General features: G+C 65.8%; 18 protein-coding genes. 8 read left to right on the plus strand and 10 right to left on the minus strand.

What is annotated here, in order from left to right:
* Window positions 1–130: 130 nt before the first annotated feature.
* Entirely contained in the window at window positions 131–1,051 is a 921-nt protein-coding gene (locus ACQR03_RS18745; protein ID WP_315752447.1) for an ABC transporter ATP-binding protein, read from the plus strand.
* Window positions 1,048–1,809, plus strand: coding sequence for an ABC transporter permease (locus ACQR03_RS18750; protein WP_315713411.1), 762 nt, complete (start codon window positions 1,048–1,050; stop codon window positions 1,807–1,809). The genes ACQR03_RS18745 and ACQR03_RS18750 overlap by 4 nt, the downstream gene beginning before the upstream one ends.
* A 14-nt stretch (window positions 1,810–1,823) precedes the next feature.
* Here ACQR03_RS18750 and ACQR03_RS18755 read toward each other — a convergent pair whose 3' ends face one another.
* Complete coding sequence (locus tag ACQR03_RS18755; protein WP_316169804.1) at window positions 1,824–2,174, minus strand: hypothetical protein; 351 nt, start codon at window positions 2,172–2,174, stop codon at window positions 1,824–1,826.
* Window positions 2,175–2,491: 317 nt separating this feature from the next.
* Between ACQR03_RS18755 and ACQR03_RS18760 the strand changes: the two genes are divergently transcribed.
* The gene (locus ACQR03_RS18760; RefSeq protein ID WP_315713413.1) at window positions 2,492–3,280 is read left to right on the plus strand and encodes a L,D-transpeptidase; all 789 of its coding nucleotides are present in this window, start codon (window positions 2,492–2,494) and stop codon (window positions 3,278–3,280) included.
* 53 nt (window positions 3,281–3,333) lie between these two features.
* Here the strand turns inward: ACQR03_RS18760 and ACQR03_RS18765 are convergent, their stop codons facing one another.
* The 4 genes from ACQR03_RS18765 to ACQR03_RS18780 all read right to left on the minus strand — a co-directional run bounded on the left by ACQR03_RS18765 (window position 3,334) and on the right by ACQR03_RS18780 (window position 9,627).
* Entirely contained in the window at window positions 3,334–4,359 is a 1,026-nt protein-coding gene (locus ACQR03_RS18765) for an ABC transporter permease (protein WP_315752444.1), read from the minus strand.
* Between the two features lie 12 nt (window positions 4,360–4,371).
* A complete protein-coding gene (locus ACQR03_RS18770) occupies window positions 4,372–5,874 on the minus strand; it encodes a sugar ABC transporter ATP-binding protein (RefSeq protein ID WP_434841417.1) in 1,503 nt (500 codons plus the stop codon).
* Window positions 5,875–5,887: 13 nt separating this feature from the next.
* A complete protein-coding gene (locus ACQR03_RS18775; RefSeq protein WP_315713416.1) occupies window positions 5,888–6,841 on the minus strand; it encodes a sugar-binding protein in 954 nt (317 codons plus the stop codon).
* A 506-nt stretch (window positions 6,842–7,347) separates the two neighbouring features.
* On the minus strand, window positions 7,348–9,627 hold the full coding sequence (locus tag ACQR03_RS18780; protein WP_434841418.1) for a fused MFS/spermidine synthase: 2,280 nt from the start codon (window positions 9,625–9,627) through the stop codon (window positions 7,348–7,350).
* Between the two features lie 200 nt (window positions 9,628–9,827).
* Here ACQR03_RS18780 and ACQR03_RS18785 point away from each other — a divergent pair, with 200 nt between their 5' ends.
* Window positions 9,828–11,429: a phytoene desaturase family protein gene (locus tag ACQR03_RS18785; RefSeq protein WP_434841419.1), complete on the plus strand. Its 1,602-nt coding sequence runs from the start codon at window positions 9,828–9,830 to the stop codon at window positions 11,427–11,429.
* Window positions 11,430–11,604: 175 nt separating this feature from the next.
* Here the strand turns inward: ACQR03_RS18785 and ACQR03_RS18790 are convergent, their stop codons facing one another.
* Window positions 11,605–11,769 carry a Flp family type IVb pilin gene (locus ACQR03_RS18790; protein WP_315713419.1) on the minus strand — a complete coding sequence of 55 codons (165 nt, stop codon included), beginning with the start codon at window positions 11,767–11,769 and terminating at the stop codon, window positions 11,605–11,607.
* A 267-nt stretch (window positions 11,770–12,036) separates the two neighbouring features.
* On the opposite strand from ACQR03_RS18790, the gene ACQR03_RS18795 reads away from it, so the two are divergent.
* Entirely contained in the window at window positions 12,037–12,933 is an 897-nt protein-coding gene (locus ACQR03_RS18795; RefSeq protein WP_434841420.1) for a 50S ribosomal protein L11 methyltransferase, read from the plus strand.
* Window positions 12,934–13,001: 68 nt separating this feature from the next.
* On the opposite strand, the gene ACQR03_RS18800 is transcribed toward ACQR03_RS18795, so the two are convergent.
* A complete protein-coding gene (locus ACQR03_RS18800) occupies window positions 13,002–13,184 on the minus strand; it encodes a hypothetical protein (protein WP_315713421.1) in 183 nt (60 codons plus the stop codon).
* A 261-nt stretch (window positions 13,185–13,445) separates the two neighbouring features.
* Between ACQR03_RS18800 and ACQR03_RS18805 the strand changes: the two genes are divergently transcribed.
* Both ACQR03_RS18805 and ACQR03_RS18810 read left to right on the plus strand, forming a co-directional pair.
* Window positions 13,446–15,269, plus strand: a complete 1,824-nt coding sequence (locus ACQR03_RS18805) for an aminopeptidase P family protein (RefSeq protein WP_316184003.1) — start codon at window positions 13,446–13,448, stop codon at window positions 15,267–15,269.
* A 120-nt stretch (window positions 15,270–15,389) separates the two neighbouring features.
* A complete protein-coding gene (locus ACQR03_RS18810) occupies window positions 15,390–16,667 on the plus strand; it encodes a multidrug effflux MFS transporter (RefSeq protein WP_315713423.1) in 1,278 nt (425 codons plus the stop codon).
* Window positions 16,668–16,859: 192 nt separating this feature from the next.
* On the opposite strand, the gene ligA is transcribed toward ACQR03_RS18810, so the two are convergent.
* Window positions 16,860–19,007 carry an NAD-dependent DNA ligase LigA gene (gene ligA / locus ACQR03_RS18815; RefSeq protein ID WP_316184005.1) on the minus strand — a complete coding sequence of 716 codons (2,148 nt, stop codon included), beginning with the start codon at window positions 19,005–19,007 and terminating at the stop codon, window positions 16,860–16,862.
* A gap of 145 nt (window positions 19,008–19,152) precedes the next feature.
* Between ligA and ACQR03_RS18820 the strand changes: the two genes are divergently transcribed.
* Window positions 19,153–19,440 carry a GIY-YIG nuclease family protein gene (locus ACQR03_RS18820; RefSeq protein ID WP_316201741.1) on the plus strand — a complete coding sequence of 96 codons (288 nt, stop codon included), beginning with the start codon at window positions 19,153–19,155 and terminating at the stop codon, window positions 19,438–19,440.
* Window positions 19,441–19,645: 205 nt separating this feature from the next.
* On the opposite strand, the gene recN is transcribed toward ACQR03_RS18820, so the two are convergent.
* Both recN and ACQR03_RS18830 read right to left on the minus strand, forming a co-directional pair.
* Window positions 19,646–21,319 carry a DNA repair protein RecN gene (gene recN, locus ACQR03_RS18825; RefSeq protein WP_434841421.1) on the minus strand — a complete coding sequence of 558 codons (1,674 nt, stop codon included), beginning with the start codon at window positions 21,317–21,319 and terminating at the stop codon, window positions 19,646–19,648.
* Between the two features lie 125 nt (window positions 21,320–21,444).
* Window positions 21,445–22,335, minus strand: coding sequence for an outer membrane protein assembly factor BamD (locus tag ACQR03_RS18830; RefSeq protein ID WP_315713426.1), 891 nt, complete (start codon window positions 22,333–22,335; stop codon window positions 21,445–21,447).
* Window positions 22,336–22,606: the final 271 nt, after the last annotated feature.

Genomic DNA, 22,606 nt, shown 5'->3' on the forward strand with positions numbered 1-22,606 from the left:
GATCGAGGGCGGCGCGCACGATTGCGCGAACGCACCGCCGTCCCTATCTGAGCGCTTCGCCCGCGCCTGCGCCCCCTCCTCCGCGCAGCTCCCCCCGCTCTTTTCGAATCCCTCGCATCGAATCCCCGTGATGGCTCCCGTCATTTCCGTTACCGGCCTGTCGAAGACCTATTCCTCGGGCTTCACCTCGCTCAACAATGTCGATCTCGCGATCGAGCGGGGCGAGATCTTCGCGCTGCTCGGGCCCAACGGCGCGGGCAAGACGACTCTGATCAGCATCATCTGCGGCATCGTCAATGCGTCCGCGGGCAAGGTCGCGGTCGGCGGCCACGACATCAACCGCGACTACCGTGCCGCACGGGCGCTGATCGGGCTGGTGCCGCAGGAGCTGCACACCGATTCGTTCGAGACCGTATGGGCCACGGTCAGCTTCAGCCGGGGGCTGTTCGGCAAGCCCAAGAACCCCGCCCTGATCGAGAAGATCCTCAAGGACCTGTCGCTCTGGGACAAAAAGGACGCCAAGATCATCACGCTCTCCGGCGGCATGAAGCGCCGCGTGATGATCGCGAAGGCGCTGTCGCACGAGCCGCAGGTGCTGTTCCTGGACGAGCCGACCGCGGGCGTCGACGTCGAGCTGCGCAAGGGCATGTGGGACGTCGTGCGCGAGCTGAAGGCCGCCGGCGTCACCATCATTCTCACCACGCACTACATCGAGGAAGCCGAGGAGATGGCCGATCGCGTCGGCGTCATCAACAAGGGCGAGATCGTGCTGGTCGAGGACAAGGCCAAGCTGATGGCGAAGCTCGGCCGGAAGCGGCTGAGCCTGCATCTGCAGCACCGGATCGAGACCATCCCCGAGACGCTCGCGCCCTATCATCTGGCGCTGTCGGACGACGGCTGGCGGCTCGCCTATGACTACGATACCAAGGGCGAGCGCACCGGCATCACCAGCCTGCTCGGCGATCTCAGGACCGCGGGCATCCGCTTCGTCGATCTCGAGACCAAGCAATCATCCCTTGAAGACATCTTCGTGAGCCTGGTGCGGCAATGAATTTTCGCGCGGTCGCCGCAATCTACAAGTTCGAAATGGCGCGCACCTGGCGCACGCTGCTGCAGAGCATCGTGTCGCCCGTCGTGTCGACGTCGCTCTACTTCGTCGTGTTCGGCGCCGCGATCGGCTCGCGCATCAGCCACGTCGAGGGCGTCAGCTACGGCACCTTCATCGTGCCCGGCCTCGTGATGCTGTCGGTGTTGACCCAGAGCATCTCCAACGCCTCGTTCGGGATCTACTTCCCGAAATTCATCGGCACGATCTACGAGATCCTCTCGGCGCCGATCTCGCATTTCGAGATCGTGCTCGGCTATGTCGGCGCGGCCGCGACGAAATCCATCATTCTCGGGCTGATCATCCTCGCGACCGCCGGGCTGTTCGTGCCGCTGCACATCCAGCACCCGGTGTGGATGCTGTCGTTCCTGGTGCTGACGGCCGTGACCTTCAGCCTGTTCGGCTTCATCATCGGCATCTGGGCCGACGGCTTCGAGAAGCTGCAGATGGTCCCGATGCTGGTGGTGACGCCGCTCACGTTCCTCGGCGGCAGCTTCTACTCGGTCAACATGCTGCCGCCGACCTGGCATTCGATCGCGCTGCTCAACCCGGTGGTCTACCTGATCTCGGGCTTTCGCTGGAGCTTCTACGAGATCGCCGACGTCAGGGTGGAAATCAGCGTCGGCGTGACGCTGCTGTTCCTGGCGATCTGCATGACGATCATCTGGTGGATCTTCAAGACGGGCTACCGGCTCAAGCATTGAGCCGGCGCCTCAACTCAGCGGTAGCAGTGGAAGCGGCCGTAGCTGTCGCGGTATCCCCGGCAGTGATAGTGCCGGTGGTAATAGGAGCGGTGCGGAATGCCGAGCACGCCTTCGACGGCGCCCACGGCTCCGCCGACGCCGGCACCGACCGCGCCGCCGACGACGCCGCCCACCGGACCGCCGATGCGGTTGCCTTCGTGGGCCCCTTCATGGGCGCCACGGATGATGCCCTGGGCATGGGCGAATTGCGGCAGCGCCAGCCAGGCCAGCGCCAGGACGACCAGCGCGAGCGCAGCCAGCAGGTAGGTCAGCTTCTGCGGCGCGCGATCATCGAGCACCGCCGTCTTGGCCTTCATCGTCAACATTTTGAGTCCTGGGAACCGCATGGGGGAATCCTTGAAACGCGGATGCGGCCAAAAAGTTGCGCGGTCGTGACGAATTGCACCGATTAGAGAGGTCCCAAAACGCCGGAATGAAAGACCATCCGCGGTCGCGAAAATGTCAGCGTCGATGAACGCGGGGAGCCTTTGTCCTGGTCCTGCCCGACATTAAGGTTGAGGCTGCCCTCGGCTGGAACAAAGCCGGCAATTCCGACATAGTGCAGGCCGAGGCGATGACCTGGGCGTTAAAGTCCCGTTTTGAGGTCTCTCCACAGTCGAGGGCCCTGGAGGCCAGAGGTTAGATGCGTACCATCCTTTTTGCAGTTGCCGGCTTCGCCTTTCTGTCGGCCACGCCGGCTCTGGCCAAGATCGACATCACGGTCGACAAGAACAGCCAGATCATGACGGTCGCCGTCGATGGCGTCGAGCGTTATCGATGGCCAGTCTCGACCGGCATTCCCTCACGGGAAACGCCGAATGGCTCGTTCCGCGCCTTCCGCATGGAGGCCGATCATTTTTCCAAGGAATTCGACGACGCACCGATGCCGCATTCGATCTTCTTCACGAAGGTCGGTCACGCGATTCACGGCACCGATTCGGAGGGCCGGCTCGGGACCCCGGCGTCCCACGGCTGCGTCCGGCTGTCGAAGGCGAATGCCACGACGCTCTACGACCTGGTGCAAAAGGACGGCGTGCTCAACACCACGGTGACCCTGACCGGCTCGGCCGAGGTGGCGCTGGCGCGCAATCCACGCCGCGGCACCGCTGTTGCCCGCCGCGACGTGCCGCAGCAGTATGACGACAGTGGCGAGCCGGTCGTGCTGACTCCGCAGCCACAGATGCTGCCGGGACGCCAGGTCGTTCCGCAGCAGCGGCCCGATGACGGCTACATCTATCCCGCCGACGGCAGCGACAACGGCGTGCGCTATCCGGCGCCGCGCGGCACGGCCCGGCGCGTCTACGACGCGCAGGCCTATCCGCAGCAGCAGCAGTACGATTACCAAAACGGCAATCCGAGCTACGCGCAGCCGCGCTATTACCAGCCGCGCTCTTATTATCAGCCGCGCGGCTACTACACCTATCAGGACTGATCGCGCATTGATCCTCGCGGCCGGGCGCTGTTACGCAGCGCATCGGCGCCTCCTCACTCGGCGTTGACCCGCTCGAGCGAGGCGGACGCGCGATCGGCGCTGGCCTGCCCGCGAGCCGTCGGCATGCGCGCGCGCCGCTGCACGAAATACTGATCGGCCAGCACGCCGATCAGGATCACCGTGCCCATCACGGCGAAATTGAGCGAGCTCGGGATGCCCAGCAGATTGACCAGGTTCTGCAGCATCTGCAGCAGGATTGTGCCGAGCACGACGCCGATGACCGAGCCCTCGCCGCCGCGCAGCGAACAGCCCCCGAGCACCGCTGCGGCGATCGCATAGAGCTCGTAGAACGAGCCGTGTACCGCCGGCGAGATCGAGCGGGTGTACATCGCCAGCAGGACCGCGGCGAGCGCCGTCAGGGCGCCGCAGATCACATAGGCCGCGATCGTCACCCGATCGGACCGGATGCCGGAGTAGCGCGCCGCCTCCTCGTTCTTGCCGACCGCGTAGAAATAGCGGCCGTACACCGAGCGGTGCAGCACCAGCCAGGCGATGCCGGCCACGATGGCGAGCGCCACGACGCTATGCGGCAGTGGAAAGCCGAGGACATCGGTGCGGCCGGCGGCCAACCATTCCAGCGCCGGGAAGCTCGCGCCGTAGCCGAAGCCGGCCGTGGCATCCTCGGTGTAATAACGGGCCGCACCGCGATAGATCAAAAGTCCGCACAGGGTCACCACGAAGGGCTGGATGCGCATCTTGGTCACCAGCGTGCCGTGGACCATGCCGATGGCGACGCCGCCGGCGAGGATGAGGAACAAGGCGGCGACCCAGTCGACGTCCCGGTTGACGATGAGGTCGATGAACAGCACGCCGAGCAACGCGATCACCGAGCCCACGGCGAGCTCGATGCCGCCAACGATGATGACGAAGGCCTCGGCGATCGAGAAGATTCCGAACATGCCGACCTGGTTGGCGGTATTGGAGAGGTTGCCGACCAGCAGGAAGCGCGGGTTGATGAAGGCGACGACGGCGCCGACCACCAGGATCAGGATCAGCAGGCTGAGATCTTTTTTCTGCACGGGCGCCCTCGCTCAGACGGTATGGCCGACGGCGAGCTGAAGCACGTTGTGCTCGCTGAACTCGTTGCGGGCCAGGAAGCCCGAAATCATGCCTTCATGCATCACGGCGATCCGGTCGCTCACCCCGATCACCTCCTCCATGTCGCTCGAGATCATCAGGATCGCGACTCCGGAATCCGCCAGCCGCCGCAGCATGTCGTAGATCTCCTGCTTGGCGCCGACATCGATGCCCCGGGTCGGCTCGTCGAAGATCAAGACCTTTGGCCGCATCGACAGCCATTTGGCGAGCACGACCTTCTGCTGGTTGCCGCCGGACAAGGTGCCGACCGAGACCTTGACGTCGGACGCCCGGATATTGAGCCGTTCGCGCTGCCGGTCGGCATTCTCGGTCTCACGCCTGATGTCGACAAGTCCAAAGCTGAGATAGGAGGCGAGATCCGGCAGCGAGATGTTCTCGGCGATCGACAGGTCGAGCAGCAGGCCGCAGGCCTTGCGGTCTTCCGGGATGAGATAGATGCCGCGATCGATCGCCGCGCGCGGCGTCGAGATGCGGATCGGCTCGCCCTCCAGGCTGATGCCCCCGGCCAGCAGCGGCTCGACGCCGAAGATGCCGCGCGCGAGCTCGGTGCGGCCGGAGCCGACGAGACCTGCAAGCCCGAGGATCTCGCCGCGCCGGAGCTGCAGGCTGACGGCCTGGTTGGGATAGGTCGCGGTCACGGCCTCCACCACGTCGAGCACGGCCTCGCCGGGCGGCGCGGCCGGCGGCACGTAGAGTGACCGCAGGTCCCGGCCGATCATCAGCCGGATCATCGCGGCAGGACTGAGCTCGTCCCGCGTGAGCGCGCCAACCATGCGGCCGTCGCGCAGCACGATCGCGCGATCGGCGCATTGCATGACTTCGTTCAAACGATGCGTGATGAAGATGACGCTGACCCCGCCCGCCTTCAGGCCGGCGATGACCTGCATCAGCCGCTCGGTTTCCGACAGCGTCAGGCTGGAGGTCGGCTCGTCCATGATCACGCAGCGCGCATCGAGCGACAAAGCCTTCATGATCTCGACCAGCTGGCGCTGCGCCAAAGACAGCTCGGCAAGCGGCGTCTCCGGCTCGAAATCGGCCCCGAGGCGCGCGATCAGCGGGCGCACCCTGGCCCGCAGCGTCGCCCGGTCGATCAGCCGCAGCGGACCGCCATAGACCGGCTCGCGGCCGATGAAGACGTTGCCTGCGACATCGAGATTGTCGAACAGGTTCAGCTCCTGGTGGACGAAGGCGATGCCGGACGCGATCGCGTCCGCCACCGTGTAGCTGGTCCGCGCCGTGCCATCGATCCGGATCGTGCCGCTGCTCGGCTCGACGACGCCGCCGAGCACGCGCATCAAGGTCGACTTGCCGGCGCCGTTCTCGCCGACCAGGGCGACCACCTCGCCGGGCGCGACCGACAGGCTGGCGTGGTCGAGCGCGACCACGCCAGGATAGGTCTTGCCGATGTCGATCAGCTCGAGGAAGGGCTCGCGCACGCCGGCCGTCGCGCTACTTCTTCAGCATCTGCTTCATCTGCGCCATGAAGTCGTCGACGTTCGACTTCTCGATCACCTTGCCGGGCACGATGATGATGCCGTTCGCCGGCACGCCCGACTTGTCGCCCTCAACAACCTTCGCCATCAGCTTCATGCCCTGATAGCCCCACTCGAACGGCTGCTGCACGACGGTGCCCTCGATCGCGCCGTCCTTGACACCGCCGAGCGTGATCGGATCCTCGTCGAAGCCGATGATCTTGATCTTGCCGAGCTTGCCGGCCTCCTTCAGCACCTCATAGATGCGCGGGGTGTTGTAGGAATAGAAACCGACCAGGCAGCTCACGTCCGGCATCGCTGCCAGGATGTCCTCGACATTGCGCTTGGCCCGGGTCTGGTCGATCTCGTCGCCGCGCACGTCGACCAGTTCGACCTTCGATCCCTTGATGGTCTCCTTCACGCCTTCGATGCGCTCGCGAGCGTTGTCAGCCCCGAGCAGGCCGACGAAGCCGACACATTTGCCGCCGTTCGGGAGCGCCTTCAGCATCAGCTTGCCGGCATCCTTGCCGAGCTCGGTATTGGAGGAGCCGATATAGGCGATGCGTTTGGATTGCGGGGCGTCGCTGTCGGTGGTGAAGAGCACCGTCTGTGCGGCAATCTTGTTGAGGTGCTCAGTCTGGTTCTTCGGATCGACGGCACTCACCATGATTCCGGCGGCGCCGGCCGCGACGAGGTCATCCAGCATCCGCTGCTGCACGGCGGCTGCCGCCTGCTCGGGATATTTGAGCTGCAAGTTGTAATTGGGCAGCTCGCCCTGCGCCTTCTTCACGCCGGCCTCGGCGATCTTCCAGAAGTCGGAGGCACCATTGACGACGAAGGCGAGGACCTTCTTGTCCGCGGCTCCCGCGGAGCCGAGACCGAGCGCCATCGACAACAAGGCAGACGCACCGGCAATCCAAAGACGCTTCATTGAACCCCTCCCATGTGAAGCCGGCCTGCTTTGATGCGGCCGGCATTTTGTAGTCGAACGATATCTAGTCGCGAACAGTCGTCTCTCGTCCGAACCGCTGGCTCCGCCCGGACGAACAGCACCTCGATCTGGACAGCGTCCGCGCGATCGTTCGCTCAGGGCAAGACGACCAGACCGGTCCCTCACCGCTCAGTTTGCGATCCAGCTCGACTGCGCGTGCGTGCCCCAACCCACCCATTCGAAGACGCGCAAAGTACCGACTTCAAATGAGGGGCGCACCTCAAGGTAGCATGGTCATGACGGGCACGCAACAGAGGCCCGCGCAGAAAGCGCGAAACCACTGCGTTTTGCGATGCGGTACAGCAAAGTCGGCGATCAGACGCTCGAGAAATCGATGCGGCAATGCAACCGAGGCCCGCCGCTGACGAGGCGCGCACCTCTTTGGGCGCAGAAACCATCATCACGGCGATCCAGGCCCGGCGACGTCGAACGGCGGCAGTGCCCTGTTACTCGCCGTCGCGCAGCCGCCGATACACCGCGCCGAGAATGTTCGAATAATCGTCGGTCCAGACCCGTTCGCCGTCGGTCGGCTCGGTTTCGGTCCACTTGTCCGAGGAGGCCAGCTTGCCGACGTCGGCGTCCTCGCGCGCGCTGATGACGACGTCGGTAGAGAAGATGTACTCGTCGTCGCGACCGGAGTCCTCGTTGTAGACCCAGCTCTTCAGGTCGTTGGCGTCGGCGATGCCGACGACGACGCTCTCCAGCTCCAGATGGCGATTGGAGACGTGCATCACGACGGCGCCCTGCGGCGCCAGCTTCGCCTTGTAGATCGCCATCGCCTCCTCCGTCGCCAGATGGATCGGAATCGCATCCGAGGAATAGGCGTCGACGATGATCAGATCGTAGGCGCCGTCCGGCTCCTTGGCAAAGGTCAGCCGGGCATCGCCGATGACGGGCTTGATGTCCGGCGCGCAGTTCCTGATGTAGCTGAAATATTTCGTGTCGCTGGCGGTGTCGACCATGGTCTGATCGATCTCGAAGAATTTCCAGCTCTCGCCAGGCTCGGCTGCGCATGTGAGCGTGCCGGCGCCGACGCCGATGACGGCGACCTTGAGTGGCGCGCCCTTGCGCTCCCGGATCGCGGTGATGGCGCGGCCGATGCCGCCGTCCTTGTGATAGTAGGTGATCGGCTCGGGCCGCCCCGTCACCTTGGAGCCATCGGCGTTGAGATATTTCTGCGCGCCGTGAATGGTCGTGCCGTGCATCAGCACGTGGTAGTGCCCGTCCGATGTCACCACGATCTTGTGCACGCCGAAGAAGCTGCGCACCGTCTCGACGCGGCCGTCATCGGCCGGATAGGCGCGGATCAGGACGAGCGCGAGCGCGGCCGTCGCGAACACCTTCCAGCGGCCACCGTTCAGCAGCAGAGCGAGCAGCGCTGCGAGCACACCCACGGCGCCCGCGACATAGACGCGGTGGTCCTCGAGATAGGTCGTGACCTTACCGGTCATGCCGGCGGGCACCAGCAGCGCGACGGCGATGACCGCGAGCGGGAGCCAGTACCAGCGCGTGATCCCGGGCAAGCGCTCGTTGGCCGCGGGCCGGCACAGCGCCGCCAGCGCCAGCAGGATCGGATATTCGGCAACCCATGAGAAGGTGAAGGGGGCGATCAAGCCGGCGAACAGGCCGCCGACCATGCCACCGAACGACAGCGCGACATAGAAGCCGGTGAGATATTTGGCCGGCGGGCGCGTGCGCGCGAGCTCGCCATGGCAGGCCATGGCGATGATGAAGAAGCAGAGCTGGTGACCGCCGAGCGTGAGCGCGAGATTCTGCTCGCCGCCGAAGGCGAGCAGCACGACGACGCCGGCGATCGCCAGCGGCTGCAGCGCCAGCATCCATTTGTGCGGCAGCAGCGGCCGCGACTGGAACACCAGCACCCAAGTCAGCAGATAGAGCGACAGCGGCAGCACCCACAGCAAGGGGGCGGCCGCGACGTCGGTGGAGATGTGCGCGGTCACCGCGATCAGCAGGCCGGAGGGCACCGCGGCCAGGAAAATCCAGCGCAGGCGCAGCGGCCAGCGTGGCGCCGGCGCATGGCTGTCGCCGGTGTGCAGCAGGCTCGTCACGATCACGGGCGACCGCAACAGCAGGACGCCGCAGCCGGCGATCAGCGCGATCAGGAGGCCATAGCCACCGGTCCAGATCAGGTTCTGCATGCGCAGGCTGAAGATCGGCTCGATCAGCAGAGGATAGGACAGCAGCGCCAGAAAGCTGCCGATGTTCGACGACGCATAGAGGAAATACGGGTCGGGCGCGGCCGGATGACCCGTGCGCACGAACCACGCCTGCAGCAGCGGATTGTTGGCGGCGAGCGCGAAGAACGGCAGGCCGATCGACACGGTGAACAGGCCGAGCAGCCACAGCCCGTAGCCAGAGGTCGGCGGATCGCCCCAGCTACTCGCGATCGACAGCGGCAAGCCCAGGATGGCAAAACCGAGCAGCAGCAGATGAATCGCGATCGGCAGCACCCGGCTGCGGAGCTGGGTGAGAAAATGCGCATAGGCGTAGCCCGCCAGCAGCAGGGTCTGGAAGAACACCATCGCCACCGACCACACCGCCGGCGAGCCGCCGAGTCGCGGCAGCACCATCTTGGTGAACAGCGGCTGCACCGAGAACAACAGCAGCGCGCTGACGAAAATGGCGGCGGTATAGACGACGAGCACCAGCCGGTTGCGTGCGGCGGTGGGCTGAGCGACGGCGGCGGGCGAGGCGATTGAGGTCATGACAACTCCGGCAGCAGCGCGGCCGGCATCAGATGCCGAGGCCGGACCGCGATGAGCAGACGAGACATAGCGGATCGCAGGGCGGTATGGCGAGCAGCTGAGGCAAAATGGAGTTTTCCTTGACGTCGCAGCCTTCCGGCGCGACAGCACCAGCCGAGGTTCCCGGTGCGGGCCATTAAACAGGGCTTCTTGAAGCGGACATGAATGAAACCGACGTCATCATCATCGGCGCGGGCCACAACGGCCTGACCTGTGCGGCCTATCTCGCCATGGCGGGCCTGCGCGTGCATGTGGTCGAGCGTCGCAAGGTGGTCGGCGGCGCTGCGGTGACCGAGGAGTTTCATCCGGGCTTCCGCAACTCCGTCGCGTCCTACACGGTGAGCCTGCTCAATCCGCGCGTCATCTCCGACCTGAAGCTGCACGAGCACGGGCTCGAGATCGTCGAGCGCCGGGCGCAGAACTTCCTGCCCTCGCCGGACGGTCGCTATCTGCTGACGGGCGAGGGCCGCACGCTGGCTTCGGTTGCGCGGCTGAGCCAGCGCGACGCCGACGCGATCGGCCCGTTCTCGGCCCGGCTCGAGGCGATCGCGGATGTGCTGCGCAGCCTCGTGCTGCGGGCGCCACCGAATCTGGTCGCCCAGTTCGGGCTGTCGGCGATCCGCGAGGCGTTCAACGCGCTCGGCACCGCCAACACCCTGCGCGCACTGTCGCTGGAGCAGCAGCGCGACCTGCTCGACCTTTTCACGCGCTCGGCCGGCGAGATGCTCGACGAGATCTTCGAGACCGACCTGGTGAAGGCGCTGTTCGGCTTCGATGCCATCGTCGGCAACTATGCCAGCCCCTACGCTGCCGGCTCGGCCTATGTGATGCTGCATCACGCCTTCGGCGAGGTGAACGGCAAGAAGGGCGTCTGGGGCCATGCGATCGGCGGGATGGGCGCGATCACGCAGGCGATGGCCGGGTGCCTGAAAGAGCTGGGAACGCTGGTCGAGGTCGAGGCCGGCGTGCGCGAGGTGATCGTCGAGCGCGACCGCGCGGTCGGCATCGTGCTCGAGGATGGCCGCACCATCCGCGCCCGCCATGTCGTCGCCAACGTGAACCCGAAGCTGCTGTATACGCGCCTGGTGCCGGCCGGTGCCGTGCCCGAGCCGTTCCTGAGCCGCATCCGAAACTGGCGCTGCGGTTCGGGCACGTTCCGCATGAACGTGGCGCTCGACCGGCTGCCCTCGTTCAGCGCGCTGCCGGGCGAAGGCGACCATCTGTCCGCGGGAATCATCCTTGGCCCGAGCCTCGGCTACATGGACCAGGCCTATCTCGACGCGCGGGCGCATGGCTGGAGCCGCGATCCCGTGGTCGAACTGCTGATCCCCTCCACGCTCGACCCGACGCTGGCGCCCGCGGGCCGGCACGTCGCCAGCCTGTTCTGCCAGCATGTCGCGCCCGAGCTGCCGGACGGCCGCTCCTGGGACAATCATCGCGACGAGGTCGCCGACCTCATGATCGCGACCGTCGACCGCTATGCGCCGGGCTTTGCGGCCAGCGTGCTCGGCCGGCAGGTGCTGTCACCGCTCGACCTCGAACGCCAGTTCGGGCTGATCGGTGGCGACATCTTCCACGGTGCGCTGACCTTGAACCAGTTGTTCTCGGCCCGCCCCATGCTCGGTCACGCCGACTATCGCTCGCCGCTGAAGGGGCTCTACCATTGCGGCTCGGGCAGCCACCCCGGTGGCGGCGTCACCGGCGCCCCCGGCCACAATGCGGCCCAGGCGATCCTGGCGGACCATCGCGCTTTGTTCGGCTGAGGATAAGGGGTGGAAAGGCGCGGCACACCCGTGTGGACAAGCGGTGGATCAACCGCCAAAGAAGCAGTGCACGGCCCTGTGGATATGCTGTGGACCCGGCGTTCGATACGCCCTCTCAAGAGCAGAAAAACCGGGCGCTGAGACCCGGTTCTTCGAGGACGCCGCGGCGGGCGGATTACTTCAGCGACGTGTTGATCGATTCGAACTTGCTGCTGAGCGAGCTGCCCAGGCCGTTGACGGCGGCAATGATCGCCAGCGAGATGCCCGCTGCAATCAGGCCGTATTCGATGGCTGTGGCGCCGGATTCATCACGCAAGAACTTCGACAGAATGGACTTCATCTGAACCTCGTTTCCCAACCCAGGAACCGAGGATCATCCGGTTCCCATGACGGGAAAATTAGGGGCCAGGACCCTAAAGTCGGGATAATGCTCCCAGTTCAAGTTGCAGAGATTCTTCGCTGCAATTGAACCTCAACTTTTATTCGGATCAGGAAAGGCATTATACAACCGCCGGATGCGCAGATCCGGCCAGATTGCGGTCCTATCGCTTGCGTTGGCAGGCAATTCCCTTAACCACGCCGTCAAATCTCGCCAGGATCCACCTTGATGACCTCAACGACCACGCCCGCCACCCACAAGGCCAGCTTCACGGTTGCCGATGAAGCGACCGCCCGCCCGGCGGTCGACGTCCTGACCGAGGTGTTCTTCGAGGGCGACGCGGCGGTGGCGGCGTTCGAGCGTCCGGACGGGCGCTGGGACGTCACGGTTCATTTTGCCGACCCGCCCGACCAGGCGCTGGTGCGCGAGTTGGTCGGCGGGGCGGCAGGCTCCGACGTGGCCCAGACCCTGGCGTTCGAGGTCGTCGAGGCCAAGGACTGGGTCAAGGCCAGCCTGGACGACCTCGTTCCGGTGCCGGCCGGCCGCTTCATGGTCCATGGCAGCCATGACCGGCAGCGGGTGCCCGGCAACAAGCTCGGGATCGAGATCGAGGCGGCGCTCGCCTTCGGCACCGGCCACCACGGCACCACCCGCGGCTGCCTGCTGCTGCTTGATCACGTGCTCAAGACGCGCGCGCCGCGACGGGTGCTCGACCTCGGCACCGGAACCGGCGTGCTCGCCATCGCCGCCGCCAAGGCGACGCACCGGTCCGTGCTGGCGAGCGACATCGATGCGCCCTCGGTCATGGTGGCGCGGGAGAACGCCCAGCTCAACGGCGCAGGCCCCCTGGTCCGGGTCATCCGCGCCACCGGCTTCGCCGCCCCGGACTTTGCCCAGTGCGGCCCGTTCGACCTGGTGCTGGCGAATATCCTGGCCAACCCGCTGCGCCAGCTGGCCGCGCCGATGCTGCGCCACCTCGCGCCTGGAGCCTTCGTGATCCTGTCGGGCCTGTTGACCCCGCAGGCACGCGCCGTCCGCGCCGCCTATCGTGCTCGCGGCCTGGTTCCGATCCGGCATTTGAGAATCGAGGGGTGGAGCAGCCTCTTGCTGCAGAAGCAGCAGTAAGGCGGATCAGCTCGCGGCGTGGATCGAACCTGCACGCTAACCATCACGCTGGTGCGGCAAGCTCGCGACTACGTCTTCGGCTGGCTCTGCTGGGAGGTGGAGTCGGACTGATTACGCGAGGCACGTCGACCGCGCGGCGCAACGAGACGATTGACGAGATCGGCCAGCGCGCTGCGCGGCTTCTCGGCCGGTGCGGACGCCGGTCCGCTTGGCGCGGGCGCCGATAGTTTTTCGAAGGTAAAAGCAGGCATCGTGCATCCCCTCGCCGTTGAGTTGAGGCACTCCCCGGATCATGCGACCGACCGCGGATGATCTTTACGATCGCGGTCGTCACGTCCATACGTTTCCTCGCCGCACCTCTTTCGGATGACTGGCATGCGACAGCAAATCTTTTTGCACAGGCGAATGCAAGGAGATTCTTCGTGCACTGCACTGTCGGCTGAAGGAGTATTCGTCGCCGACGCGGCAAGATCCACTTCTGCGGCAGGATCCACTTCTAAAGTATGAGACCGATGTTCGAAGCTCTGTTCCAGACGTTCGAAGAACCCGAAACCGGCGTGGCGCTGACCGCGCGGCTGGCCGCGCTCCGCGAAGAGCTGGCCAGCCGCAAGCTCACCGGATTCATCGTGCCTCGCGCCGACCAGCAGCAGAACGAATATGTGCCGCCATCGGAGGAAAGGCTGGCATGGCTGACCGGCTTCACCGGCTCGGCCGGCCTCGCGATCGTGCTGCCGCAGGCAGCCGCGATATTCGTCGACGGCCGCTATACGCTGCAGGCCGGCAAGCAGGTCGACGGCAAGGCCTGGATGGTGGAATCGCTGATCGAGCCGCCGCCCGAGAGTTGGCTGACGCGACACCTGCAGAGCGGTGACCGCGTCGGCTTCGATCCGTGGCTGCATACGACGGCCGCGGCCGAACGTCTGGCCGCCGCTTGCGCCAAGGCGGGCGCGGAGCTGGTGCCGGTCGAGCGCAACCCGGTCGACAGCATCTGGACCGAACGGCCGCTGCCGCCGCTCGGCGCCGTCTCCATCCACGGCGCGGAATTGTCCGGCGAGAGCGAGGCGGACAAGCTCGGCCGGATCCGCCAGGAGATCGAGCGCCTCGGGGTCGAGGCGCTGGTGCTGTCCGATTCCCACAACGTCGCCTGGACCTTCAACATCCGCGGCGCCGACGTCTCGCACACGCCGCTGCCGCTGTCCTATGCGCTGGTGCCCAAGGCCGGACGTCCGACGATCTTCATCGATTCCCGCAAGCTCTCGAACCTGACGCGCGATCATCTCGAGCAGAGCGCTGATGTGGCGGAGCCGGACACGCTGACACTGCGCCTGAGCGAGCTCGCACAATCCGGCGCTGCCGTCGCGCTCGACAGCGCCACGGCCGCCGATGCCCTGACGCGGCTGATCCAGGGCGCCGGCGGCAAGGCGGTGCGCGGCGCCGATCCGGTCAGCCTGCTCAAGGCCGCCAAGAACGCGGTGGAGATCGACGGCACGCGGCGCGCCCATCAGCGCGATGCGGTGGCGCTGGCGCGCTTTCTCGCCTTCATCGATCGCGAGGCGCCGAAGGGCACGTTGACCGAGATCGATGCGGTCGAGGCGCTGGAGAGCTTTCGCCGCGACACCGGCGCGCTCAAGGACGTGTCGTTCCCGACCATCTCGGGCACCGGCCCGAACGGCGCGATCGTGCATTATCGCGTCACCCGCAAGAGCAACCGCCGCATCATGCCGGGCGATCTGCTGCTGATCGATTCCGGCGCGCAATATCAGGACGGCACCACTGACGTCACCCGCACGATCGCCGTGGGCGCGCCGACCGCGGAGATGCGCGACCGCTTCACCCGCGTGCTGCGCGGCCACCTCGCGATCGCACGCGCGATCTTCCCCGACGGCACCACCGGTGCGCAGCTCGACACCTTGGCGCGGCAGTTCCTGTGGCAGGCGGGCATCGATTTCGAGCACGGGACCGGCCACGGCGTCGGCAGCTATCTGTCCGTGCACGAGGGACCCGCGCGCATCTCGAAGCTCGGCACGACACCGCTGAAGCGCGGCATGATCCTGTCCAACGAGCCCGGCTACTACAAGACCGACGCCTTCGGCATCCGCATCGAGAACCTTGAGCTCGTTGTGGCGAAGGACGTCGCGGGCGCGGAGAAGCCGATGAACGGCTTCGAGGCGCTGACCCTGGCGCCGATCGACCGCCGCCTGATCGATGTCGTCATGCTGACCGCCGAGGAACGGGCATGGCTCGACGCCTATCATGCCCGGGTCAGGGAAACCGTCCGTGCAGCGCTCGACGACAGCGACCAGCGCTGGCTCGATCAGGCGACTGCGCCACTGTAGTCATCCGGACTGTCCAGCTACGAACTGTCCCGCTGCCCGCATGGGCGCATGCCGAAACAGGCATTTCCGCGAAGCGGAAGGCCGCTACAGTCAGGGCGTTCACCCGATTTGAGCGGCAGCATGCATGGAATGATCAGCAGACCGCCTGGGGCGGCGCCACCGCGCGCCGCTCCCTCGCGCACGCTGCTGGTCCTGCTGGTCGTGATGACCGGGCTGGCGCCGATCTCGCTATACCTGCTGGTGCCGGCCCTGCCGATGCTCGCGACCACGTTCGGGCGCGACGCCTCCGTGGTGCAGATGACGGTGTCGTTCTACATGGCCGGCATCGCGATCTCGCAGCTGCTGCTCGGGCCGCTGTCGGACCGCTTCGGCCGCCGCCCCGTGATGCTCGCAGGGCTCGCGCTGTCGATCGTCGCGAGCGTCAGCTGCATCTTCGCCGACACCCTGCCCCAGCTGATCGCGGCGCGCTTCTTCCAGGCGCTCGGCGGCGCCAGCGGCATGGTGATCAGCCGCGCCATCATCCGCGATCTCTATCCGCGCGAGCGCATCGGCGCGATGATCAGCCTCGTCGTCGCGGTCATGATGATCGCGCAGATGCTGTCGCCGCTGACCGGTGGCCTGATCGAGATCGCGTTCGGCTGGCACGCCATCTTCTACGTCGTCGCCGCGCTGTCGATCGTGATCGCGATCGCCGTGACCATGGCGCTGCCGGAGACCCGCCCTGCCCGCGTCGAAGACGCGAGCTTCCGCCGCGACGTCGCCATGCTGGTGAAGAGCCGCGCCTTCCTCGGCTACATGCTGTGCCAGGTGCTGGCCTCGCAGATCATCTTCGCCTTCGCCGGCGGCGGGCCGTATATCGTCGAGGTGCAGATGGGCCGCTCCTCGGCGGAGTATGGCGCGTGGTTTGCGACCACCGGCTTCGCCTATTTCGTCGGCAACCTGTTCTGCGTGCGCTACGCGCCGCGCCATTCGCTCGATCGGCTGATCTGGTTCGGACTGGGGCTGCAGCTCACCAGCGCCGCGCTGAACTTCACGTGGAGCCTGTTCGGCTTCAACCAGGTGCCTTCGGTGCTGTTCGGCACGCAGATGCTGCTGATGTTCGCCAATGCCGCCGTGATGGCGAACTCCGCCGCCGGCGCCATCAGCGTCCGGCCGGGCGCGGCCGGCACCGCCTCCGGCGCGATGGGCTTCCTGCAGATGGGCGTGGGCGCGCTGACGTCGCAGCTCGGCGCCTGGCTCGGCGGCCATTTCGGCAGCACGCTGCCGCTGACGTCAGCGATGCTCACCCTGTCCCTCGCCTGCGCCTGCAGCATGATCTTCCTGGTTCCGCGCACGCAGATGAAGGTGACGAAGGAGCTGATCGAGACGGCGGAAGAGGACGAAGCCGGGGTAATGTGAAGGAGGTGCGTGAGCGACTGCACGACCGCGCGTCATTCTCGGCGTCATACCCGCGCAGGCGGGTATCCAGCAGGCCGAAGCGTCTCGGCTCTATGACAAATGCCTCTGGAATACTGGATCATCCGCTTTCGCGGATGATGACAATTGTTGGGGTCTCATCCAGCGTCTGTCGCAACCGACACTGCGGAGCTGCTACTCCCCGATCAGCTGCAGCCACTCGTCCTCGGTGAGCACCTGCACGCCGTGCTTCTGCGCGTCCTTCAGCTTTGATCCCGCGCCGGGACCGGCGACGACGTAGTCCGTCTTCTTCGACACCGAGCCCGAGACTTTCGCGCCGAGCCGCTCGGCGGTCGCCTTGGCCTCATCGCGCGTCATCTTTTCCAGCGTGCCGGTGAATACCACGGTCTTGGTCGCGATCGGCGAATTGCGCTTCGGCTTCTCCGCGTCGAGGATCTTCACCTCTTTCGTCAGCCGCTCGACGATGCCGCGATTATGGTCCTCGCCGAAATAGGCGGCGACGCTCTTGATCACGGTGTCGCCGATCTGGTCGAGCGCATCCATCTCCGCGATCGCCTCCTCGTCGCCGTTGGCGACCTTGAGACAGGCTTCGTGGAACGCATCCCAGGAGCCGTAGCCGCGCGCCAACGCCAGCGCCGTGGTCTCGCCGACATGGCGCATGCCGAGCGCAAAGATGAAGCGCTCCAGCGCGATCTCGCGCCGGGCGTCGATGGCATTGAAGAGATTGCGCACCGAGGTCTCGCCATAGCCCTCGATCTGCTCGAGCTTCAGCTTGCTGTTGCGTGCGGCCAGCGTGAAGATGTCGGCGGGCTCCTTGACCCAGCCCTGGTCGAAGAAGAATTCGATCTGCTTCTCGCCCAGGCCGTCGATGTCGAAAGCGCGGCGCGAGGCGAACAGCTTGAGGTGCTCGATCTTCTGGAACGGACAGGCGAACTCGCCGGTGCAGCGGGCGCGCGAGCCCTCCTCGCCGGTCGCAATCTCCTCCCGCACGACGTCGGTATGCAGCGGGCACGGGCACGTCTTGGGGAAATGGAATTCCTTGGCGTTCTTCGGCCGCTTGTCGATGAGGACGTCGACCACCTGTGGGATGACGTCGCCAGCGCGCTGGATCACGACGGTGTCGCCGATCCGGATGTCGCGGCCCTCGCGCAGAACCTCGCCCTTGTTGCCGATCCCCTTGATGTAGTCCTCATTGTGCAGCGTCACGTTCTGCACGATGACGCCGCCGACTCCGACCGGCTCAAGCTTGCCGACCGGCGTGAACGAGCCGGTGCGGCCGACCTGGATCTCGATGTCCTTGAGCACGGTCATGGCGCGCTCGGCCGGAAACTTGTGCGCGATGCCCCAACGCGGCGTGCGTGACACGAAGCCGAGCCGCTCCTGCCAGTCGATGCGGTCGACCTTGTAGACGACGCCGTCGATGTCGTAGTCGAGCTCGGCACGCTGTTCCTCGATGTGGCGATGGAACGCGATCAGTTCCTCCACCGAGTGGCAGAGCCTGGTCAGCGGATTGGTCGTGAAGCCGCAGCGTTCGAACCATTTGATCATGCCGCTCTGCGTCTCCGCCGGCATCGCGCTCATTTCGCCCCAGGCATAGGCGAAGAAGCCGAGGGGACGCGAGGCGGTGATGGCCGGATCCTTCTGCCGCAGCGAGCCTGCGGCGGAGTTGCGCGGGTTGGCGAAGATGGTGTCGCCCGCTTCCTTCTGGCGCTCGTTGAGCGCGAGGAAGGCCTGCTTGGTCATGTAGACCTCGCCGCGCACTTCGCAGATGTCGGGCAGGTTGCGGCCGTGCAGCTTGTGCGGCACGTCCTTCAGGGTGCGGATGTTGGCGGTGACGTCCTCCCCCTCGGCACCGTCGCCACGCGTCGCGGCGGTGACCAGCTCGCCGCCCTCGTAGCGCAGCGACATCGACAGCCCGTCGATCTTCGGCTCGGCCGAAAAATCGATGCGATCGTCGGCAAGCTTGAGGAAGCGCGCAATGCGGCCGACGAAGTCGCGCACGTCCTCCTCGGCGAAGGCGTTGTCGAGCGACAGCATCGGCACCGCGTGCCGCACTTTCTTGAACCGGCCGGAGGGCGCGGCACCGACCTTCTGCGACGGAGACTCGCTGCTGACGAGCTCGGGGAAACGCTTCTCGATCGCATTGAAGCGGCGACGCAGCTCGTCATAGGCGGCGTCCGAGATCTTCGGCGCGTCATCCTGATAATAGAGCCTGTCGTGGGTCTCGAGCTCCAGCGCCAGCCGTTTCCATTCCACCTTGGCCTGGGCCTTGGTGAGATCGGCAACGTCGACGGGCTGCTTCGGTTTTGCTGTCTTGGGCATGCTGCGTGTTATTTACTGGTCATTCCGGGGCGGTTCTCCGTGGCAATTGCCACGGAGAACCGAACCCGGAATCTCGAGATTCGGGGCCCGATGCTTCGCATGCGCCCTGGAATGACATCGTGGTCGGCACTGACGCGGGCGAATAATGAGCTACTATGTCTACATCCTTGCGAGCCGGAAGGATGGTGCGATCTACGTTGGCGTGACTAACAATCTCGTGCGACGGGTCTTTGAACATCGTCAGAAGGCGGTACCTGGATTTACCTCCAAGTACAATATCACACGGCTTGTCTGGTTCGAGGCATACGATGATCCGGCTTCCGCGATCACGCGCGAGAAGGAGCTGAAGAAGTGGAAGCGGGCTTGGAAAGTGACGCTGATCGAGGCAGATAACCCGGAGTGGAAGGATCTGTACGAGGCGATCTGTGGCTGACTCCGTCATTCCCGGGGCAATCCTCGCCGCAAACGGCGACGCCATTTCTGTTGGGTGGACCTCTCCCGGAATCTCGAGATTCCGGGTTCGGTGCTTCGCACAAAATGGCTTTGCCATTTTGCACGAAGCATCGCCCCGGAATGACGGCAAGACAAATTTTCCAACGGGTTCGCCGCCAAAACCGTTCGGCCCGCTCCGTTTCCAGCTACGCCGCCGCAGCCTCCAGCAGCCGGTCGGCGGCGGCGCGGGCTTCGGCGGTGACCTCGGCGCCGGCCAGCATGCGGGCGATCTCCTCGCGGCGGTGCAGGGTGGCGAGCGTGTTGACCCGGGTGACGACACGCTTGCCGCGATCCAGCGCATCCTTGGAAATCAGGAGATGCTGGTCCGCCCTGGCCGCGACCTGCGGCGCATGGGTCACGGCCATCACCTGAACCCCGTGCGCGAGCCGCGCCAGCCGGGCGCCGATGGCATCCGCGACCGCGCCGCCAACGCCCGTGTCGATCTCGTCGAACACCAAGGTCGGCGCCGAGCCGCGGTCGGACAGCACGACCTTGAGCGCCAGCAGGAACCGCGACAGCTCGCCGCCCGAGGCGACCTTCATCATCGGGCCCGGCCGCGTGCCCGGATTGGTCTGGACCCAGAACTCGACACGGTCGATGCCCTCCGGCCCCGGCGTCTCGGCGTCGCTGTCGACCTGGGTCATGAACTTGGCGCGCTCCAGCTTGAGCGGGGCGAGCTCGGCATGGACGGCCCGGTTCAGCTTCTCCGCCGACTTGGTCCGCGCTGCCGACAGCTTGGCCGCCGCCGCGGCATAGCGCGCATCGGCTGTTGCCGCCGCCGCCTCCAGCTTCTTCAACTGCTCGGCGCCGGCATCGATCAGGACGACATCCGCGGCATATTTGGCAGCCAAGGCCGCCAGCCCATCCACCGGCGTCGAATATTTGCGCGCAGCCGCGCGCAGCGCGAACAGCCGCTCCTCGATGCGCTCCAGCTCCAGCGGATCGAAATCGGTGGCCGCGAGCGCCACCGTCAGATGCTGATCGGCCTCCTCCAGGGCGTTGATCGCCGAATCGATCGCCTTCACCGCCGGATCGACCAGCGCGGGCGAGCTGACCGCGCGTCGCTCCAGCCGGCGAACGGCCGCGGCCAGCGCGGCGATCGGCGACTGGTTGCCGCTGACCGCATCCTGCGCGTCGCGCAGATCGCCTGCGATCTTCTCGCCCTGCATCATGGCCGTGCGGCGGGCGGCGAGCTGCGTCTCCTCGCCCTCCTTCGGCGCCAGCTTCTTCAGCTCGTCCGAGGCATGCCGCAGATAGTCGGCCTCGCGGGCCGCGCGCTCCATGCCCGCCCGGTGCTCGTCGAGCGCCGTGACCGCGGTCCGGCGGGCCGCCCAGAGGGCCTCGACCGCGGCGACGTCCTTCTCCAGGCCCGCAAAGGCATCCAGCAGCCGGCGGTGGGTGGCGGCATCGACCAGCGCACGTTCATCATGCTGGCCATGGATCTCGACCAGGGTGGCGCCGATCGCTTTCAGCGTCTGCACGCTGACCGACTGGTCGTTGATGAAGGCGCGGGTGCGGCCGTCGCCGAACTGGACGCGGCGCAGGATCATCTCGCCATTGGCATCCAGGCCGTTGGCGGCGAGGATCCTGGCCGCGGGATGATCCTTGCCGATCTCGAACACGGCCGTGACCTGCCCCTGGTCGGCCCCGTGGCGCACCAGGCTGGCGTCGCCGCGACCGCCGAGCGCGAGAGCGAAGGCGTCCAGCAGGATCGACTTGCCGGCACCGGTCTCGCCGGTCAGCACCGCAAGTCCATGGGAGAATTCGAGATCGAGTCGTTCGATCAGGACGATGTCACGGATCGACAGTCGCGCCAGCATGGAACCGAAGTCCTTCGTAACGGGGCGGAACGCCCCTGAGCGAACGACTCGATGCTAGCAGCAAATAGAGAACAAAACAAGAATATAGAACAAAGCCAGATCAAACGAGCGATCCGGCCGATTGCTCAGCCCAGGCCGAGCTTCTTGAAGGCGCGCGAGATGTAGGAGCCCTTGTTCTCCTCGGGCTCGACGCCGCCCGACTTCACGAGATTGTAGGCGTCCTTGTACCACTTGCTGTCGGGGAAATTGTGCCCGAGCACGGCCGCCGCGGTCTGGGCCTCGCCGACGATGCCGATCGTCATGTAGGCCTCGGTCAGGCGATACAGCGCTTCCTCGACGTGCCGCGTGGTCTGATACTGCGTCACCACCGCCTTGAAGCGGTTGATGGCGGCCGTGTAGTCGCGCTTCTGCATGTAATAGCGGCCGACATCCATTTCCTTGCCGGCGAGCTGGTCGCGGGCGCCCTCCATCTTGGCCTTGGCATTGGTGGCGTATTCGGAGGTCGGATATTTACGCACCACCTCTTCGAGGGAGGCGATGGCCTTCTCGGTCCGGCCCTGGTCGCGGCTGATGTCCGGGATCTGGTCGTAATGCGAGGCAGCAATCAGGTATTGCGCATAGGCCGCGTCCGGGCTGCCCGGGTGCAGGGTCACGTAGCGGGTGGCGGCGCCGATGCAGCCATCGTAGTCGCCGGCCTGATAGGAGGCGTAGGCCGACATCAGCAGCGATTTGCGGGCCCAGTCGGAATAAGGATGCTGGCGGTCGACCTCCTCGAACTTCTTGGTCGCGCCTTTGACGTCCTTCTTCTCGTTCATCAGGTACAAGCCCTCATTGTAGAGCTTGTCCGCGGGCTCATCGACGAAGGTGTCGTCCTTGGCGAGGAACTTGTCCCAGAGTCCGCCGGTGCCGCAGCCGCTCAACGGCAGCGCCAGCAGGATCAGCGACGCGGCGAGCCGGAGCCGGCCGATGCTTGCTGCGGGATGACGGAGGTCGCGCGTGAGACGCTGTATCGACATGCTTCTTTGGAACCCGATGCCTGTGATCTGATCTACGCCGTGCACCATGAAGGTCGCTTCATGACCGCGAAGGAAGAGCCCCGCCAGTGGCACGCATCACGCGGCCCCGGCCTCTCTAGCCGAAAACACTTCATCAACCAACCGCATAGGAAGCCAATCCGCCCGGATTAAGGCAACACCGAGGCTGCCGCCACGCATCATGGTTACCGCTGAAGAAGCCGTTGGAAAACATCGAAATGCCGATGATCCAGCCACGGAGAAGACGTGGCCA

This window comes from Bradyrhizobium sp. HKCCYLS3070 (assembly GCF_051167575.1).
Taxonomy (GTDB): domain Bacteria; phylum Pseudomonadota; class Alphaproteobacteria; order Rhizobiales; family Xanthobacteraceae; genus Bradyrhizobium.